The organism is Candidatus Pelagibacter sp. Uisw_090, assembly GCF_047717845.1.
GTDB lineage: Bacteria > Pseudomonadota > Alphaproteobacteria > Pelagibacterales > Pelagibacteraceae > Pelagibacter.
In genome coordinates, this window is sequence record NZ_CP159810.1 from 676,850 (window position 1) to 694,941 (window position 18,092).

Genomic DNA, 18,092 nt, shown 5'->3' on the forward strand with positions numbered 1-18,092 from the left:
GTGGTCGTATTATTATTTAATACGGCCATATACATCTTGAAACCTTACAATATCACTTTCTTTTAATATTGATCCAACTTGAGCTTCAATAATCTTAACAGGTTTATTACCTTTATTTTCAATTCTATGAACTGCCTCTAAAGGAATGAATATATGATCATTTTGTTTTTTAGAAAAGCTGTCTTTATTAAGTGTAATTTTTGGTTTTCCTTGAGTTACCAACCAATGTTCTGATCTGTGATGGTGTTTTTGTAAACTTAATATACCTTTTGGTTTAACGAATAACTCTTTAATTAAAAAGCCTTTGCCTTCGAATAAATTAACGTACCTACCCCAAGGTCTGTAATAAACATTTTTTTTCTTATAATATCTATTCTTATTTTTATCATACATTTTTAAGATCTCTTTCCAGCTACCAAGATCTGACCAAGGAATATCTAATTTAATAGTGTTAATTTTTTTAGTTTTTTCTAAAATTGCATAATCAAAAGACTTTACTGTAGCCTTTTCAAATGAAGCTTTATTTAAGTAATAAGTGTTATCTTTAAGTTTAGCTTTTGAAACAGCATTAACACAATTTTTGTATATTGTAGGCTGGTACTTTTTAAAGTTATTGATTATTGAATCTTTTCTTAAAAAAAACATTCCAGAATTCCAATAGCCTTTTTGTTTAATAACTTGTTTAGCTTTAGCTACTTTTGGTTTTTCAATAAATTTTATAACTTTATTAATATTTCCTTTAACTTTTTTAGTTATAAAATAACCGTATTCACTAGAAGGTGATGTTGGTTTAATACCAAAAATGAATATATTTTGGTCTGTTAAATTAGTTTTATTCTTATTAATGGCTTTATTAAAGATACTTGCTTTTTCTATTAAGTGGTCTGCTGCAAAAAACATTAAAGGTTGTTCGTTTGGAATATCTTTAATTAATGCTGATGCAAGAATTGCTGGTGCTGTATTTCTTTTTGCAGGCTCTAAAACAATTTTATATTTACTTATCTTATGTTTCTTAAGATGTTTTTTTACCTCTTTTAAATATTTAAGATTTGTACTTATGATCGGCGTGTCAAAAGTTGAAGATTTAACTCTATCAAGAGTTTTTCCTAATAAAGTCCAATTACCAAAATCAATAAATTGTTTTGCTTGATGATTTTTAGAATTAGGCCAAAGTCTTGTTCCAGCTCCGCCACATAATATAACGGGTCTAATTTTCATTAAATATCAGCGTAAACTTTTACTTCTTTTCTTTTACCAGGATGTGTTGGTGCACCTAAATAAGCAGGACCTACTGTTTGAGCATATTTCCAAATAGTACCTGATCCAAAGCTTGATTTTTTTGCTTTCCACTGTTTTCGTCTTGTAGCTAATTGTGATTTAGTTAATCTAACGTTTATAGTCCCTTTTTTGGCATCTATATCGATTACATCACCATTACGTAAAAGAGCTAAAGGGCCTCCTAAGGCCGCCTCAGGGCCAACATGACCCACACAAAAACCTCTTGTTGCACCTGAAAACCTACCATCTGTAATTAAGGCAACCTTCTCACCCATACCTTGACCATAAATAGCACCTGTTGTTGATAGCATTTCTCTCATACCAGGACCGCCTACGGGTCCTTCATAACGAATAATAATTACATCACCTTCTTTATATTTTTTCTTTTGTACACAAGCCATTGCAGCTTCTTCATTATCAAAACATCTAGCTTTACCAGTAAACTGTAATTTCTTTAAACCAGCGATTTTAACAATTCCACCATCAGGAGCTAAGTTACCTTTAAGACCAACAACACCACCATCTGGTGATAAAGGATTGTCATATGCTCTTAAAACTTTTTGCTTAGGATTAAATTTAATATTTTTTAAATTTTGTTTCATCGTTTTTCCAGTAACAGTCATGCAGTCACCATGAATAAATCCACCATCAAAAAGAGTTTTTAATAACATAGGAACACCACCCGCTAACCACATATCTTTTGCAACATATTTTCCACCTGGTTTTAAATCAGCAAGATAAGGAGTTTTTTTAAAAATTTTAGCTACATCCATTAAATCAAACTTAATTCCAATTTCGTTTGCAATAGCTGGTAAGTGTAACGCAGCATTTGTAGATCCACCTGTAGCAGCAACGATTGTTGCAGCATTTTCTAAAGATTTTTTTGTAACAATATCCCTTGGACGAATATTTTTTTCTAATAAATTCATTACAGTCTTTCCACTTAATAATGCATACTTATCACGTTCTTCGTATGGAGCAGGTGTTCCAGCTGAATAAGGTAAAGCTAAACCAATTGCTTCAGAAACACAGGCCATAGTATTTGCAGTAAATTGCCCACCACACGCACCAGCACTTGGACATGCAACTAACTCTAATTTTCTTAATTCTTTTGCAGACATTTTTCCAGCTGAGTGTTTTCCAACTGCTTCAAATACATCGACAACGGTCACATCTTTACCTTTGTATTGACCTGGAAGTATTGAACCACCATAGATAAACACACTTGGAACATTTAATCTAACCATTGCCATCATTAAGGCAGGTAAAGATTTATCACAACCAGCAATACCAACAAGTGCATCATAACAATGACCACGCACAGTAAGTTCAGTTGAATCGGCAATTACTTCACGAGAAATTAAAGATGACTTCATTCCTTCGTGACCCATCGCAATACCATCAGTTACAGTTATCGTACAAAATTCTCTAGGCGTTCCACCTGAAGCTCTAACACCTTTTTTAACAGATTGAGCTTGTCTCATTAAAGCAATATTACAAGGAGCAGCTTCATTCCAAGTTGATACAACGCCAACAAATGGTTTTGCTACATCTTTTTCCGTTTCACCCATCGCATAATAAAAAGATCTATGTGGAGCTCTATCAGCACCTAATGAAGTATGTCTGCTTGGTAATTTTTTTTTGTTAAATCTTGCCATTATATACCCTTTATAGTTATTGATATTCTCTCAACATCATTTTTTAAATTATTATAATTAGTTTTTTCCTGATCAACAATATCTTTTGGTGCTCTATCAACAAAGCTTTTATTGGCTAATCTTTCTGATATTTTATTCATTTCTTCTTGGTATTTATTTTGTCGAGTAGTTAAGTTTTCCTTAATTAATTCTAAATCAACATCTTCATCAAAATAAACTTTAAATAGATCTCCTGAAACTACTAAAGTAGCAGCTGGTTTATCTAAATCTTTATTATGTAAGTTTTTAATACGACCAAGTTTTTTTAGAATAATTTCATTTTCAGTAAAAAATGATTGTTCTTTTTCACTAACACTCTCTACTGAAATATCTATAAAAGAACCAGGGCTTACACTTAATTCATTTTTAAATGACCTTAATTCAGAAACTATGCTAATAATTTTTTCAACTTGATTAGTCGATGAATCTCTTTCAATCTCTCCAGAGGGCCAATTAGCTAACATCAGAAAATCTTTACCCGAGTTATCAAATTTATTATTTAACCAAATTTCTTCAGTCACAAATGGAATAAATGGATGTAATAATATTAATATTTGCTTAAATACATAAGCTGATACCTGTCTCACTTCATCTTTAGCTTTTTCATCTTCTGAAAATATTATTGTTTTAGATAACTCTAAATACCAATCACAATAAGAGTGCCAACTAAATTGGTAAGCATTTTTTGCAGCTTCATCAAACCTGTAATCTTTTAAGTTTTTTTCAATTTTAACCTTTGTTTCAATTAGTTCAGAATAAATCCATTTGTTAATATTAATTGTTAAACTTGGTTTTTCTTCAATTTTAGAAAAATCACAATTATTGGTAATTAAAAAATTGTTTGCATTCCATAATTTATTTAAAAAATTTCTATATCCCTTAACTCTATCTTCAGAAAGTTTTACATCTGTGCCAGGTGATGCCATTGACAGTAAAGTAAATCTTAAAGCATCTGCACTATATTTTTCAATTAAATCTAAAGGGTTAATTACGTTTCCCTTAGATTTAGACATTTTTTGTCCTTTCTCATCTTTAACAAGTGCGTGAACGTAAATATCTTTAAAAGGTTCTTTGTCTAGAAACTCCATTCCAAACATAATCATACGTGCAACCCAAAAAAATATAATATCAAACCCTGTAACAAGAACTGATGTTGGATAAAATTTTTCAACATATTCTTTATTATCAGGCCACCCTAATGTAGCAAAAGGCCATAAGCCTGATGAAAACCAAGTATCCAATACATCTGGATCACGAATTAAATCTACCTCTTTATTATAGAATTTTTTTGCATCTAATTTTGCTTCATCTTCATTTATTGCAACAAAAATTTTTTTATCCGGTCCATACCAAGCTGGTATTTGATGTCCCCACCATAATTGTCTCGAGATACACCATGGCTCAATATTGTTCATCCATTGAAAATAAGTTTTTGACCAATTAGCAGGAAAAAAATTAGTTTTTTTTGAGTTAACTATATCTTTAGCTTTAATTGATAATTTTTTTGCATCTACAAACCATTGTTCAGTTAAAAAAGGCTCAATTATTGAATTAGATCTATCCCCATACGGAACTTTATTCTTTATATTTTCTTCCTTAACAAAAAACTCTTTTTCTTTAAGTTCTTTTAAAATTCTTTTTCTAGCTTCAAATCTATCAAGTCCAATATATTCTTTAGGAGCATTTTCGTTTACTTTGCCACCTTCAGTAAAGATATTTATGATTTCTAAATTATTTCTTTGTCCCACTTCATAGTCATTAAAATCATGGGCTGGTGTTATCTTTAAAGCACCTGTTCCCATTTCTGGGTCAGCATACTCATCTTTAATAATTTTTATTTTTCTTCCAACAATTGGAACTGTTGCAAATTTACCAACCAAATGTTTAAATCGATCATCTTTTGGATTTACAGCAATTGCTGTGTCACCTAACATGGTTTCAGGTCTGGTTGTTGCTATAATTATAAAATCACTAGAACCTTCTATAGGGTATTGAATATAATAAATCTTAGAATTAACCTCTCTTTGATCCACTTCCAAATCAGATATTGCTGTTTTTAAAACAGTGTCCCAGTTAACTAGTTTTTTATCTTTATAAATTAAACCTTTTTTGTGAAGTTCTACAAAAACTTTTAAAACTGATTTTGAAAGGTTTTCATCCATAGTAAAAGCATTTCTTGACCAATCACAAGAACAACCAAGTTTTTTAAGCTGATTTAAAATAATATCGCCATGTTCCTCTTTCCATTCCCAAACCTTTTCTATAAACTTTTCTCTTCCAATTTCATTTTTATCAATACCCTCAGCAGTTAATTTTTTCTCAACTAAAGCCTGTGTCGCAATACCTGCATGGTCTGTTCCTGGTTGCCATAACGTTTCATAATTATTCATACGGTGGTACCTAACCAAAAGATCTTGAATTGAATTATTCAAAGCATGCCCCATATGAAGACTACCAGTTACATTGGGCGGAGGTATAACTACTGAAAATTTCTTTTTATTTATTGTGGGTTTAAATAAATTATTTTTTTCCCAATAAGAGTAAATCTTATCTTCAACATCAGAATGTATGTATTTATCATTACTCATAAGGTATTCATAAGTTTATAATTTAATAATATCAATTAACAATAATCAATTTGGTAGCTTATTTGGTAGACTAATTATTAATATTTTATATATAAAAGGTTCACTATTTGATTTATTATGAGATGTGAGGGCAACGTGGCGGAATGGTTACGCAGAGGATTGCAAATCCTTGTATCCCAGTTCGATTCTGGGCGTTGCCTCCAAAAAAAATCTTGCGATTCAATTCGGCTATATGTATAAGCACTTTTGATATTCCTCGGTAGCTCAGTTGGTAGAGCAGTTGACTGTTAATCAATTGGTCGCAGGTTCGAAGTCCTGCCCGAGGAGCCAAAAAATTTCTATTTAAATCTTCATTAAACTTTTTAATAAAAAATTATTTTTATTTAAATTTAGATATGAGTTTTTTAGAATATTATATGAGTAGATTATATAAATCTTGGAACTAAATTAGGGTCCTAAATTAAGTATTTTATTATCCTACGTTTGAAATTCCTATACCAGATGTTTTTAAGGACTTACTAAACTTAAGCTTTTGATCATTGCTGAGTTCTGAATAAATTTTAACTAAAAAATTATAGTTAATATTCATATGACCTTCATGTATTTTTTCAATATTAACTAAATATTCTGAAAAATCTTCAAAAAAATAATTAACTGGTACCTTTAAATAATTTGCTAACTGAAGTAACCTTATTGAGCTAACTCCATTAGTACCTTTTTCATATTTTTGAATTTGTTGAAATGTAACATTAATTGCTTTTGCTACTTTTGTTTGTGTAAGACCTAAAGCTAATCTTCTTAACTTTAATTTATTACCTAAATGCTTATTAAAATTGTCTTCCATTAAGACCCCTCTTAAAGTTAGTTTAAAAAAACCTATTGAACTAATTTTTTGATGTTATCGCAATAGAAAAATTTCTTTATTTTGGAAAATTAGGTATAAAATTATAAAATGTGTCAAGCAATTATAAATAATTATAAGATCGTAAAATTGTTGAATCGTATAGCTAAAAAAGCCCTATAAAATTTGGCTTAAGAAAAGTTTAGTACGATCATTATTTGGATTAGCAAAAAAGTCTTTGGTTGTTGCCTTTTCTACAATCATTCCTTCATCCATAAAAATCATTTGGTCAGCTACCTCTTTAGCAAAGCCCATTTCATGAGTTACAACGATCATTGTCATGCCTTGTTTAGCTAAATTAACCATTACATCTAACACTTCTTTAATCATTTCTGGATCTAGTGCCGATGTAGGTTCATCAAATAACATAATTTTAGGTTCCATACAAAGAGCTCTTGCAATAGCAACTCTTTGTTGTTGTCCACCTGACAATTGACCTGGGAATTTTTGAGCTTGATCTAATATTTGTACTCTTTCAAGATGCTCTAATGCTAATTTTTCAGCATCTTTTTTTGACATTTTTTTTACCCAGATTGGGGCTAATGTACAGTTATCTAAAATAGTCAAGTGAGGAAATAAATTAAACTGTTGAAAAACCATTCCAACTTCAGCTCTGACTTGTTCTATATTTTTTGTATCTTCAGAAATTTCAGTACCATCAACAATAATTGATCCTTTTTGGTGTTCTTCAAGTCTATTAATACATCTAATTAGCGTAGACTTTCCAGATCCAGACGGACCACAAACAACAATTTTTTCTTTAGATTTAACTTCAAGGTTTATTTCTTTTAATACTTGAAAGTCACCAAACCATTTACTTACACCTTGAATTTGAATAATTGAATCTGACATAATTTATCTATCTGTTTTATATTTTAATTCTAATTTTTGACTATATTTACTCATACTGTAACAAATAATCCAGAATATTATTCCAGCAAACACATAACCCTCCATTGAAAAACCAAGCCATTTTGGATTTGTCTTAGCTAAATTCAACATTCCAACTAATTCAAGAAGACCAACAACAAATATTAATGGTGTGTCCTTAATAAGAGCCAAGAATGTATTAGCTATGCCTGGAATTACTAATTTTAAAGCTTGAGGGAGGATAACGAAGACATGCATTCTCCAATAACCCATACCAAGAGATTTAGCAGCATCATATTGACCTCTAGGTAGCGCTTGTAGTCCTCCTCTTATAACTTCTGCCGTATATGCAGCTTCAAATAAAGTGATAGCGACAACGACTCTAATTAATTTATCGACATAAGTTCCATCAGGCAAAAACAAGGGGAACATTACTGCTGACATAAACAAAACAGTAATTAAAGGAACACCTCTCCAAAATTCAATAAAAGAAAGTGATGAGTATTTAACAATAGGTAAATTAGATCTTCTTCCAAGAGCCAACATCATACCTATAGGGAAGCAAAAAATTAAAGAGAAGAAAGATACCATGAAAGTTAAAGATAACCCTCCCCAAGCTCCAGTTTCTACCCACACTAATCCAAAAGAGCCTCCTGAAATTATGTAATAGATCAACACAAAAGAAATAATAGGCAACAAAAGAGTATAATAAAGTGAAAGATAATTTTTAAGCTTTGTTGGAACAAAAAAACCAGCTGACATAAATACAAGAACGGCTATAAATGTAATATTAATTCTCCATTGTTCAGCATTAGGATACATTCCATACATAAATCTATTAAACCAAATTTTAATATAAACCCAACATGCGCCGCCACCTGTACAGGCTTCTTTAGTATCACCAGCAATATTAGCATCAAAAATAAGCCAATTTAACAATGGGGGCAAAGCAAAAATTATAAGTAAAATTATAGATACACTTAAAGCTGCATTGAAATTACTTGTATTAATATTTTTATTAAGTTTATCTAAATTTTTTATCCCTGAAAATTCAATTCTAATAAAATGAAGTCCAATGACTGAAAAGATTAAGGGAATAAAAAAATTAATAAGCCTAGGTAAAAAAAAAGTAATATTAATATTCAAAAAATTATTTGAATAGAAATCAAAAATTCCAAACGCAAAAAACAATCCACCCAATGTAAGAAATAAAGGTAAATTTTTATTATCTGGTTTTAATAAATTAATATTTGTCATAATTTTACTTTTCTTGTATTGCTATTCTTTTATTGTACCAGTTCATTAAGAGTGAGATGCCTAAACTAATAGTCAAGTAAGTTGCCATTGTAATACCCACAATTTCTATGGCTCTACCAGTTTGCATCATTGCAGTTCCAGCAAAAACTAAAACTAAATCAGGGTATGCAATAGCTCGAGCAAGAGATGAGTTTTTAGTTAAGTTTAAATATTGATTAGTCGTTGGAGGAATAATAATTCTCAACGCTTGAGGCATAATTACTAATTTCAAAACTTGGCTTGGAGTTAAGCCAATAGAGGCTGCCGCTTCTTTTTGACCTTTGCCAATTCCTTGAATTCCAGCTCTAACATTTTCAGCAATAAATGTTGCTGTATACAGTGTAAGTGCGAGTGTAAGTGCAATTAATTCAGGTGGTATCTTTAAACCACCATCAAAAGTATATGACGATTGAGACATTTGTCTAATTACCGGAAAGCTCCAAGATAAATCTACACCGCCAATTAAAAAAGTTAATAACGGTAAAGATATAAAAATTGCTAATGAAATTATTAATACTGGTAATCGTTTACCGTCTTGTTCTTGTTTCTTTTTTGCATATCTTGCAAAGAAAAAAATTATAATCATTGCAATAATTATTGTTGTCAAAAAAACATCAAAGTTTGTCCAAATTGGAGCTGGTGTATAAAGACCTTTGATCGTCATAAAAGATGAATTTAATAACATGGGTGCATCCTCAAGCATTGGTAGAGCTCTTAACGCAGCAAAGTACCAAAAGAAAATTTGTAACAATAAAGGAATGTTTCTAAAAAACTCTATGTAGAAAGAGGCCGTTTTTCTGATTAAATAATTTGGTGATAAACGCGCAACACCAACTACAGCACCAAGAAAGGTTGCTAAAATAATTCCTATAATGGCCACTAGAAGTGTATTTAATAAACCAACCAAGTAAGCTCTAGCGTACGAATGAGAGCCATCATAATCTATTAAAGAAAACTGTATATCAAAAGAAGCTTGGGTTTTTAAAAAACCAAAACCAAATTCCAAACCTCTTGCGCCCATGTTCTCTTGAGCGTTCATGGTAAAGAATCCAAATACTAATACTATAAATAGTAAAGTTAATAATTGTGGTAGAATCTTTTTAAATTTCATTTGTGAGGTATTATAAAAAAAGGGCTAGATAAATCTAGCCCTTTCTTAATTATTTAAGATAATAATTATCTAGCTGGTGGAGTGTATAATAATCCGCCTTGAGTCCAAATATTGTTCGGACCTCTGTCAGGTAAAATACCAGTGTCAGCTATATTTCTCTTATAACTTTCACCATAGTTTCCAACTTGCTTGATAATTCTTAAGCTCCAGTCTTGATCTAGACCTAAATATGATCCTAATTCTCCTTCAGAACCAACTAATCTTTTAACAGCTGGGTTTTCTGAAACTTTCATAGCATCAGCATTTGAAGAAGATATTCCATATTCTTCAGCTTCAATCATTACGTTTAGAGACCATCTTACGATGTCTTCCCAAACAGCATCACCTTGACGTACAACAGGTCCTAGAGGTTCTTTAGAGATAGTCTCTGGTAACACTATATGGTCATCAGGATTAGTCATTTTTGTTCTTTGTGCTGCTAGACCAGATTTATCAGTTGTGTAAGTATCACATCTGCCTGAGTCATAAGCTGCAACAACTTCATCAGCTTTTTCGAAAGCAACTGGCTCATAAGAAATTCCTTTTGAATTAAAGAAGTCTCTCATGTTTAGTTCAGTTGTAGTTCCGATGTTTGTACATGCTGAAATTCCATTTTTGAATTGGCTCGTAGAAGTAATTCCTGAGTCTTTTCTTACCATGAAACCTTGACCATCATAGAAGTTTACACCAACGAAAGTTACACCTAGATCCGCATCTCTTGAAAGTGTCCAAGTTGTGTTTCTTGATAAGATATCAATCTCACCAGAAGTTAGAGCTGTGAATCTTTCTTTAGCACTTAGTGGAGTGAACTTAACTTTGTTCGCATCACCTAATACTGCAGCAGCAACTGCTCTACATACATCAACGTCAACACCAGTCCAATTTCCAGCTGCATCAGCATTTGAAAATCCAGGTAAACCTTGAGATACACCACATCTTACAAAACCTTTTTTCATAGTGTTTTTAAGAGTTTTAGACTTCTTAGCAGCCATTGTTTCTGTCGTAAAAGCGAACAGAACTGCAACCATAGCAACTAAAGAAGTTAATTGTTTTACATATTTAAACATATTTTATTCCTCTGTTTTATTTATTTATTTGTTAACAAATAATTCAAATAAATTTGAATTAATTTAATTATCTACCACTATCTAAAGTTGATCAAAGAAAATAGATCACATTAGAATTCTTCTAACTACATGTAGTGTGAATAAAAATTAAATCAATACATATTGATAATGGTGCGCTCTGGTGGACTCGAACCACCGACCCTCGGTTTAGAAAACCGATGCTCTATCCAGCTGAGCTAAGAGCGCAAGGAAATCATTCTGATGGTTTACTACAACTTTCAACGCTAATCCAACTTTATTTTAATCCAGTAAGAGGTTTTTGACAACGGTTTGTCTTCATCCGTTGCTTAAAGTCCAGTAGTGGGTCATAAAATATTCGGGAGGGGTAAGCTGTCACTTAAAATTTTTGCACATTTACCAAACATACGTGAGTCACTGTGGGTTACTCATTTTAGGGTAAACTTTTCATTAACGCTATTATTTATCAAAATTAACAACCCCTATTCGTTAAAATATTTTATCGTAAAAATTACTATAATAACTTTTTTACAACATCAGAATTGTTGGGCATGTAAAAAATAATTGATTTATCAAGTGGGGTTGAGAGAATTTAACTTATAGAAAATATCAAGATGTTTATTGATACAGGATAAACCAATTTAACATAAAAGACTTTGGAGTTTGACGGTGCATATTTTCACACTTAGCATATAAATTTTTATATTGATAAATCTTTAGTGCTTTGCTTTTAAGATTTTTTTTTTTAAATAATTGTAATGTTTTTATACTTATTTGATTTTTTTTTTTATCAATTATTTCATTGCTAGCAGTTAATTTAGATATAAATTCTTTTAAATATTTTTTTTCTTTTTTATCCCATGCTAATTTTAAAACGGTATATTCATTAAAGGCTTCAATATTAATAGTTTCGTATTTAGGAGGAGGTGGTTTTATATTTGCAGAAGAATATTCATTTACAGCATTATAATAAATCTTTAAATTTAAATTAAGGTTTTTATATCCTTCATCCAGCTCATCTATTAAAGCAAAATATTCTTTATCATCTTTAACATTTATCAATCCATTGTTAAAAAAACTATCTATTCCTTTTTTATCAAAATCATAATTTTTATTAAAAATTAAATTAATAACTTGCTTATCGGTACAGTTTTCTAGAGCTATAGAAATATCATCGTTAGCGTGTGCACTATTTCGAAACATCAACAATAAGATAAATATAATTTGGAAAAAAAATTTAAACACAATTTAACTATATTGATTTTTAAAGATTTTTAAAGGATGAATTTAATTTTTAAAAAAGAACTTTTTGAATATTATTAATAAAGTCAATAATTCAATTCTACCAATTATCATAAATATAATTAGATAATACTTTGTAAAATAGTGTAAATCATAAAAATTAAACTCACCCACTCCATAGGCTGATGAATTAACCGTATTCATTAGTGTTAAAATGGATAATTTGAAAGAATTTTCAAATTCAATTCCACTTAAAGTTAAGAGAAATGTTAAAAAAAACATGGATATAACAAAAATTATTACTGCTAAAAAATATTTATAAATTTCATTTAATTTAAATGATTCCTTAGAAAATAAATGCTTATTTATATATATATTTTTTGGTCTACTATATGACAAAATTTCATTAATTGAATATTTGCATAAAGAATAAATTTTTAAAAATGTAATACCAGAACTTGTAGAAAAAAAAGATCCACCGATAATAACCAGTATCAAGAAAACAAATGATAAATTTTTGGAATTATTATCGAGAGAAATACCAATATTAGAAATGCTACTTGCTAGAGATAAAAATAATTCACTAAAATTTTTATCAAAATTAAGAAAAACAAAAAAAATAAATAATAAAGTTAAAAAATAAAATGCTAAATGAATATCTTCATTAAAAAAATTCATATTATGATTTTTTGTAAAAATTAAATTATATAACAAAAAAATACTAAAAAATGATGTTAGCATTAATAGGGATGTTATTATGATCTGTGGATCATTTATCAAAATATTCGACAAATTATTTGATGGTATAAAACCACCAGAAGATACAAAGGTCATTGCAAGATTTAAAGAATTAAACATTCTAATCTCAAATATGTTTAGAATAATAAAAATTCCTAATGTTATTAATGAATACAATAAAAAAATTTTTAATGATTGTTTTAAAGTTTCTGCTTTATTAAAGGATATAAAATTAGTTAAAGATTTTTTAAAACTGTGATCAAAAATATCTATTAATACTATAATAGAAAATAAAAAATAAAGGCCACCTACCCATTGTGACGAAGATCTCCACAAAATAAGACTTTGATCGATATGATTTATGTTATCAAAAATTGTAAAACCTGTGGATGTGAAACCTGAAATAGCTTCAAAATAAGAATTAATAAATGTTAAATTATAAATACTAAAATAAAAAGGTATCGTAATTATTAGTGGTAATAAAAAATAACCAAGCAGTATTGTAAGTGCTTTTACATATATCGTGGTTTTCTTTTCATCATTATTTTTAGATATATAAAATATCAATGTTAAAACAATAGATACTAAAAAAGTGTAAAGATACGTATTCAAATTAAGGTACAAATTTAAATAATATGAATAAACAATATTAAAAAATGAAAGAATTGAAATTATTCCACAAAAAACACTCAAATAAATGAGTTTAATATAATTCATTTATTTAAATTGAACTTACACGAAACATGTTTTCAACAATATGTAAGAAGTCTTTTTTTGCCAATAAAACAACAATATCCTCTTTTTTAAATACAAAATTAGATCTGGGAATAATTACCTCTTCGCCTCTTAAAATTGCTCCCACCCGAATCTCATCTGGTAAGTTTGAATTTTTTAATTCTTTATTAATAAGCTCTGAGGTCTCAATTATTTCTGCTTCAATAATTTCATACTCACCATTTAGAATGCTATATGCATTTTCTATTGTTCCTTTGTGAATATGCTTCAATATACTAGAAACTGTATTCATTCTAGGATCAATAAGATCATCAATCTTTAAGGAAGATTGGAGTAAAGAATAATTCGGTTTATTTATTAGTGCCATTGTTCTCTTTTTATTTAATTCAGTATTATCTTTTTCAAATTTTTCAACTAATACACTTACCATTAAATTATCCTCATCATCATTCGTGAGAGCTAGTACTGTTTGAACCTCATCAATATTTGCTTCCATTAAAACTTCTTCATCTAAAGCATCACCATTAATTACAATGGTATTATTAAGTTCACTTGCGATGAGTTCTGCTCTTTCTTTATCTTTTTCAATAATTTTTACTCTTGTTGAATCAAAACTTTCTTCTAAATTTTTAGCCAAGTTAAAACCAATATTTCCACCACCAATTATTAAAATTTTATTTGAAATTTTTTCATTATGACCAAAGGCATTTAGCGTATCTTTCATTTGTGAGGCGTTAATTATAACATAAGCCTTGTCATCTTTAAGCATAATGTCGTTTTTTTTTAAAACTACAAATTTATCCTCTCTAATAACGCCCATTATATTTGCATTTAATTCAGAAAATTTTTTTGTGATTTCATTAAGTTTAATATCTTTTAGAGAACATTTTTCATTAATTAAAATTTCAAGTAATCTAATTTTATTGTCTGCAAATGGGACATTATCTAGAGCACCTGGTGCTTCTAATTTTCTTTGTAGGGATTTGGCTATTTCAATTTCTGGAGAAATAATTACATCAATTGGTAAATTTTCTTTATTATAAACTTTTGTAAACTTTGGATTTAAATAATCTTGAGATCTTATTCTGGCAATTTTTTTTTGGACATTAAAAATTGAAAATGCAATTTGACATATAAGCATATTAATTTCATCATTACGCGTTACAGCAATAATCATATCTGCATCAGTTGCATTTGCTTTTTCCAGGATTGAGGGATAAGTCGCTTTACCAACTATAGACTTTACATCTAACGTCTCATCAATTTTTTGAATATCTTCACTGGATTGATCGATTACAGTTATCGAATGACCTTGTTCGCTTAAAATCTTAGCTATGGTAAAACCAACTCTACCTGCTCCACAAATAATTATATTCATTTAATCTAATCCCTTAATACCTAAGCCTTTTAATTTTCTGTGCAAGGCAGATCTTTCCATTCCTATAAAGTCAGCAGTTTTTGCTATATTGCCATTAAATTTTTTCAATTGTGTAGTTAAATACTCCTTTTCAAATTTTTCTCTAGCCTCTTTTAATGGTACAGATAAAGAGTTTTCTGAGGCCTCACTCTTAATATCTGCAGTTTTTAAAGATTCTTTAATGATATTTGAGATTTTATCAGAAGTATTTGGGGAAAGTATTGCAATTCTTTCAATTAAATTTCTTAACTCCCTAATATTACCTGGCCAATCATAATTAAGTAAATAATTGTTATTGGTATCTATATTCATTTTTTTTAAATTGTAATTCGTTGAAGCTTTTTTTGAAAAATATTCAACCAACAAAGGAATATCAGATACTCTATTTTTAAGTGGTTCTATATTAATCTCAAAAACATTTAATCTATGATAAAGATCTTCTCTAAAATTTCCTTTATCTATTTCTTTTTTGATATCTTTGCTTGATGTACATATAATTCTAACATCAACATTAATATCATGAGTGCCGTTAATTCTTTTAAATTTTTGATCTGTTAAAACACGTAAAATTTTAGATTGAGTTTCAAGTGGTATCTCTGAAACTTCATCTATTAAAAGAATACCACTGGTTGATTTTTCTAAAGCACCATAAGAAATTGCACCATTATCTTTTTCTTCTCCAAATAATTCTAATTCATATTTTTCTATATCTAATAAAGCTCCATTTAAAATTATGAAAGGTCCTTTTTGTCTTTTAGATGCTTTATATATTTTTCTTGCAATTAATTCTTTGCCTGAGCCAGTTGGTCCATTAATAAAAATTCTACTTTCAGAAATTGAAATTTTATCTATTTGTTCTTTAATATTTTTGATATTTTCACTATCTCCAATTAGTTCATAAGAATAAAAAAGTTTATTTTCAAATTCTTTATTCTTGTTTTTTAAATTAATATTTTCTACTGCACGATTAACAAAATTTAATAGTCTTTCTTGATTAAATGGTTTTTCAATAAATTCAAAAGCACCTGCCTTAAGTGCTTTAATTGCCATCTCAACATTTGCATGTCCTGTTATTATTATTACTGGAATGTTTTTATCTTTTGTTTTGATGTGAGATAATAGCTCCAAACCATCATTATCTCCTTTGTCTAACTTAACATCAATAATTGCAACATCAGGAAGTTTTTTATCAATTTCATTTAAGGCTTGATTGTAATTGGCTGCAAGCCTAGTTTTATAACCAGCATCAATAATTAAATCATTAATGATGTTTCGTATATCTGAATTATCATCAATAATTAATATCTCTGTACTCATTTTATAAATTTGATTTCTATTTTTGCTCCATTTTGAATTGGAATAAATTCTATTGATCCATTATGGTCATTTATTGTTTTGTTAACAATAGCCAAACCTAAGCCAGTACCTTTTGTTTTTGTTGTAAAATAAGGGTTTAAAACATCCTTTATATTATTCTTAAATTTTCCAAAACCTTGACCGTTATCAATTATTATAAAATTAATATCATGTTTATTATCGTTTAAAGTAATGTCAATATTGCCCTTCAAGTCCATATTAATTGACCTTTTTTCCTGGATACTTTCTATGGAGTTTTTTATAATATTAAAAAAAACTCTACTTAATTGCTCGTTATCTGAATTAAGAATAACAGCATCAGCATTAGTATTAAAATTAATTGAAATATCGTTATCCAATTCTTTAATTAAATTAATATTATCTATTACCAATGATACTAAATTGTTATCTTTAAGTATTGGTTTTGGCATTCTAGCAAAATCAGAAAATTCATTTACCAAATTTTCAATTTGTTTTATTTGTTTTCCAATAATCTTTAAGCTTTTTGTAAAGTCTTCTTTTTGCTTTATATTCATACTATCTGAATATTTATTTTTTAATCTATCAATAGTTAATTGAATTGGTGTAAGAGGATTTTTGATCTCATGGGCTAATTTTCTAGCTAAACTTTCCCACGCTTCATGCCTTTCACTGATAATTAGTTTTTCTTGTTGGGCTTTTAATTGACTTGTCATTAAATTAAAGTTTTTATTTAAAATTTCCATGTCTTTATCAGCTTTTATTTCTGGAACTTTTGTATTCAAATTTCCCTTACCAATATTTGATGATGCGATAATTAAATTATTAATTGATCTAAAAAATCTTGATGAAAACCTTATAGCTATAGATATGGATAAAAATAGTAGTAAAGAAACTATAACCAGATAAATAAAAACAAAAGAAATTTTTATTCCTGTTTGTTTATTTAAAACTGTATAATAAAAATTAAGCGCTTCTTTTGACTCTAATAAATATTGAGAAATTTTTTTGTCTAAATATTTTGTTATATATAAATACTTGCCCTCGAAATTTTCTAATTTAATAATTGATGCTGTTTGATTTTGATAAGCATTAAGTATTTTAAGTGGTCTTTTATCATCTAAAACCATTTCAAGCGCCTCTGGTAAGGGCGGCCTATATAATGACTCATCCTTTAAAGTAGTTAAATAAAGAGTTCCATCAGCTTCGATAATGTGAACTTCATCCATATCTCTTATTAATTTTTGAGTATTAAGAAAACTTTTAAATTGATTAATATTTGTATTTAAAAAATTAATACTTTTATTTAAATCATAAGCTATTAATATAATTTCAGATTGCGTCTTAGTTCTTACTTCCTCAGTATAACTTTTGGCTATTTCATAAGAATTATTAACTGCTGTCGTAATTTTTTTATCTAAATATTTATCAAGGGCAAAAGACAACAAAAATAACGAAAATAAGGAAATTAATATTGATGGTATTAAAGTGAATAATGCAAAAAAAGTTATGTATTTTCTGTTTGCTTTAGATCCACTAACATCAACATCTACCCTTAATGATGTGTTTACCTCTTTAAAAATCATATAAAAAAGTACTATTAATAGAACTATGTTTCCGGTTAATAGTAATTGGAGATTTTCATCTGTTAACTTAAGAAAACTTTTGTCTATAAAGGTTAAAAAAGTTACAAAACCTAAGATTAATGTAATTAAAAATATCAGTCCAATAAAAATATTTTTTTTGATAAAATCGAGCAT

13 protein-coding genes and 3 tRNA genes are annotated in these 18,092 nt (G+C 28.6%); 2 read left to right on the forward strand and 14 right to left on the reverse strand.

Annotated elements, in window-relative coordinates:
- Positions 1-12: 12 nt before the first annotated feature.
- The 3 genes from ABXT58_RS03730 to ABXT58_RS03740 are packed head-to-tail and all read right to left on the reverse strand — an operon-like array spanning position 13 to position 5,563.
- Entirely contained in the window at positions 13-1,218 is a 1,206-nt protein-coding gene (locus ABXT58_RS03730; RefSeq protein WP_415304878.1) for a sugar phosphate nucleotidyltransferase, read from the reverse strand.
- Positions 1,218-2,936 carry a dihydroxy-acid dehydratase gene (ilvD, locus tag ABXT58_RS03735; protein ID WP_415304880.1) on the reverse strand — a complete coding sequence of 573 codons (1,719 nt, stop codon included), beginning with the start codon at positions 2,934-2,936 and terminating at the stop codon, positions 1,218-1,220. Before ilvD ends, ABXT58_RS03730 begins: the two co-directional genes overlap by 1 nt.
- Positions 2,936-5,563, reverse strand: a complete 2,628-nt coding sequence (locus ABXT58_RS03740; RefSeq protein ID WP_415304882.1) for a valine--tRNA ligase — start codon at positions 5,561-5,563, stop codon at positions 2,936-2,938. Before ABXT58_RS03740 ends, ilvD begins: the two co-directional genes overlap by 1 nt.
- A 129-nt stretch (positions 5,564-5,692) precedes the next feature.
- Between ABXT58_RS03740 and ABXT58_RS03745 the strand changes: the two genes are divergently transcribed.
- A tRNA-Cys gene (locus ABXT58_RS03745) sits at positions 5,693-5,766 on the forward strand.
- Between the two features lie 50 nt (positions 5,767-5,816).
- A tRNA-Asn gene (locus ABXT58_RS03750) sits at positions 5,817-5,893 on the forward strand.
- A 142-nt stretch (positions 5,894-6,035) separates the two neighbouring features.
- Here the strand turns inward: ABXT58_RS03750 and ABXT58_RS03755 are convergent.
- From ABXT58_RS03755 to ABXT58_RS03805, 11 genes are all read right to left on the reverse strand, one after another.
- Positions 6,036-6,407, reverse strand: coding sequence for a helix-turn-helix domain-containing protein (locus ABXT58_RS03755; RefSeq protein ID WP_415304884.1), 372 nt, complete (start codon positions 6,405-6,407; stop codon positions 6,036-6,038).
- A 174-nt stretch (positions 6,408-6,581) separates the two neighbouring features.
- Complete coding sequence (locus ABXT58_RS03760; protein WP_415304886.1) at positions 6,582-7,316, reverse strand: amino acid ABC transporter ATP-binding protein; 735 nt, start codon at positions 7,314-7,316, stop codon at positions 6,582-6,584.
- Between the two features lie 3 nt (positions 7,317-7,319).
- Complete coding sequence (locus ABXT58_RS03765) at positions 7,320-8,591, reverse strand: amino acid ABC transporter permease (RefSeq protein WP_415304888.1); 1,272 nt, start codon at positions 8,589-8,591, stop codon at positions 7,320-7,322.
- 4 nt (positions 8,592-8,595) lie between these two features.
- Complete coding sequence (locus ABXT58_RS03770) at positions 8,596-9,741, reverse strand: amino acid ABC transporter permease (protein WP_415304890.1); 1,146 nt, start codon at positions 9,739-9,741, stop codon at positions 8,596-8,598.
- A 65-nt stretch (positions 9,742-9,806) separates the two neighbouring features.
- Complete coding sequence (locus tag ABXT58_RS03775; protein WP_415304891.1) at positions 9,807-10,847, reverse strand: amino acid ABC transporter substrate-binding protein; 1,041 nt, start codon at positions 10,845-10,847, stop codon at positions 9,807-9,809.
- A gap of 169 nt (positions 10,848-11,016) precedes the next feature.
- Positions 11,017-11,093 (reverse strand) — tRNA-Arg (locus ABXT58_RS03780).
- Positions 11,094-11,483: 390 nt separating this feature from the next.
- Complete coding sequence (locus tag ABXT58_RS03785; protein ID WP_415304893.1) at positions 11,484-12,068, reverse strand: hypothetical protein; 585 nt, start codon at positions 12,066-12,068, stop codon at positions 11,484-11,486.
- Positions 12,069-12,152: 84 nt separating this feature from the next.
- Positions 12,153-13,562 carry a TrkH family potassium uptake protein gene (locus ABXT58_RS03790; protein WP_415304895.1) on the reverse strand — a complete coding sequence of 470 codons (1,410 nt, stop codon included), beginning with the start codon at positions 13,560-13,562 and terminating at the stop codon, positions 12,153-12,155.
- Positions 13,563-13,566: 4 nt separating this feature from the next.
- Positions 13,567-14,958 carry a Trk system potassium transporter TrkA gene (trkA, locus tag ABXT58_RS03795; protein WP_415304896.1) on the reverse strand — a complete coding sequence of 464 codons (1,392 nt, stop codon included), beginning with the start codon at positions 14,956-14,958 and terminating at the stop codon, positions 13,567-13,569.
- Positions 14,959-16,314 (reverse strand): sigma-54-dependent transcriptional regulator, encoded by a 1,356-nt coding sequence (locus tag ABXT58_RS03800; RefSeq protein ID WP_415303372.1) that lies wholly within the window; start codon positions 16,312-16,314, stop codon positions 14,959-14,961.
- Positions 16,311-18,092, reverse strand: a complete 1,782-nt coding sequence (locus ABXT58_RS03805; RefSeq protein ID WP_415303373.1) for a sensor histidine kinase — start codon at positions 18,090-18,092, stop codon at positions 16,311-16,313. The genes ABXT58_RS03800 and ABXT58_RS03805 overlap by 4 nt, the downstream gene beginning before the upstream one ends.

What these genes read in the sequence shown, in the direction of transcription:
- ABXT58_RS03760 (WP_415304886.1), bottom strand. Translation starts at nt 7,316, where the DNA reads ATGTCAGATTCAATTATTCAAATTCAAGGTGTAAGTAAATGGTTTGGT.
- trkA (WP_415304896.1), bottom strand. Translation starts at nt 14,958, where the DNA reads ATGAATATAATTATTTGTGGAGCAGGTAGAGTTGGTTTTACCATAGCT.
- ABXT58_RS03790 (WP_415304895.1), bottom strand. Translation starts at nt 13,562, where the DNA reads ATGAATTATATTAAACTCATTTATTTGAGTGTTTTTTGTGGAATAATT.
- ABXT58_RS03800 (WP_415303372.1), bottom strand. Translation starts at nt 16,314, where the DNA reads ATGAGTACAGAGATATTAATTATTGATGATAATTCAGATATACGAAAC.
- ABXT58_RS03785 (WP_415304893.1), bottom strand. Translation starts at nt 12,068, where the DNA reads ATGTTTCGAAATAGTGCACACGCTAACGATGATATTTCTATAGCTCTA.
- ABXT58_RS03730 (WP_415304878.1), bottom strand. Translation starts at nt 1,218, where the DNA reads ATGAAAATTAGACCCGTTATATTATGTGGCGGAGCTGGAACAAGACTT.
- ilvD (WP_415304880.1), bottom strand. Translation starts at nt 2,936, where the DNA reads ATGGCAAGATTTAACAAAAAAAAATTACCAAGCAGACATACTTCATTA.
- ABXT58_RS03765 (WP_415304888.1), bottom strand. Translation starts at nt 8,591, where the DNA reads ATGACAAATATTAATTTATTAAAACCAGATAATAAAAATTTACCTTTA.
- ABXT58_RS03755 (WP_415304884.1), bottom strand. Translation starts at nt 6,407, where the DNA reads ATGGAAGACAATTTTAATAAGCATTTAGGTAATAAATTAAAGTTAAGA.
- ABXT58_RS03805 (WP_415303373.1), bottom strand. Translation starts at nt 18,092, where the DNA reads ATGCTCGATTTTATCAAAAAAAATATTTTTATTGGACTGATATTTTTA.
- ABXT58_RS03775 (WP_415304891.1), bottom strand. Translation starts at nt 10,847, where the DNA reads ATGTTTAAATATGTAAAACAATTAACTTCTTTAGTTGCTATGGTTGCA.
- ABXT58_RS03770 (WP_415304890.1), bottom strand. Translation starts at nt 9,741, where the DNA reads ATGAAATTTAAAAAGATTCTACCACAATTATTAACTTTACTATTTATA.
- ABXT58_RS03740 (WP_415304882.1), bottom strand. Translation starts at nt 5,563, where the DNA reads ATGAGTAATGATAAATACATACATTCTGATGTTGAAGATAAGATTTAC.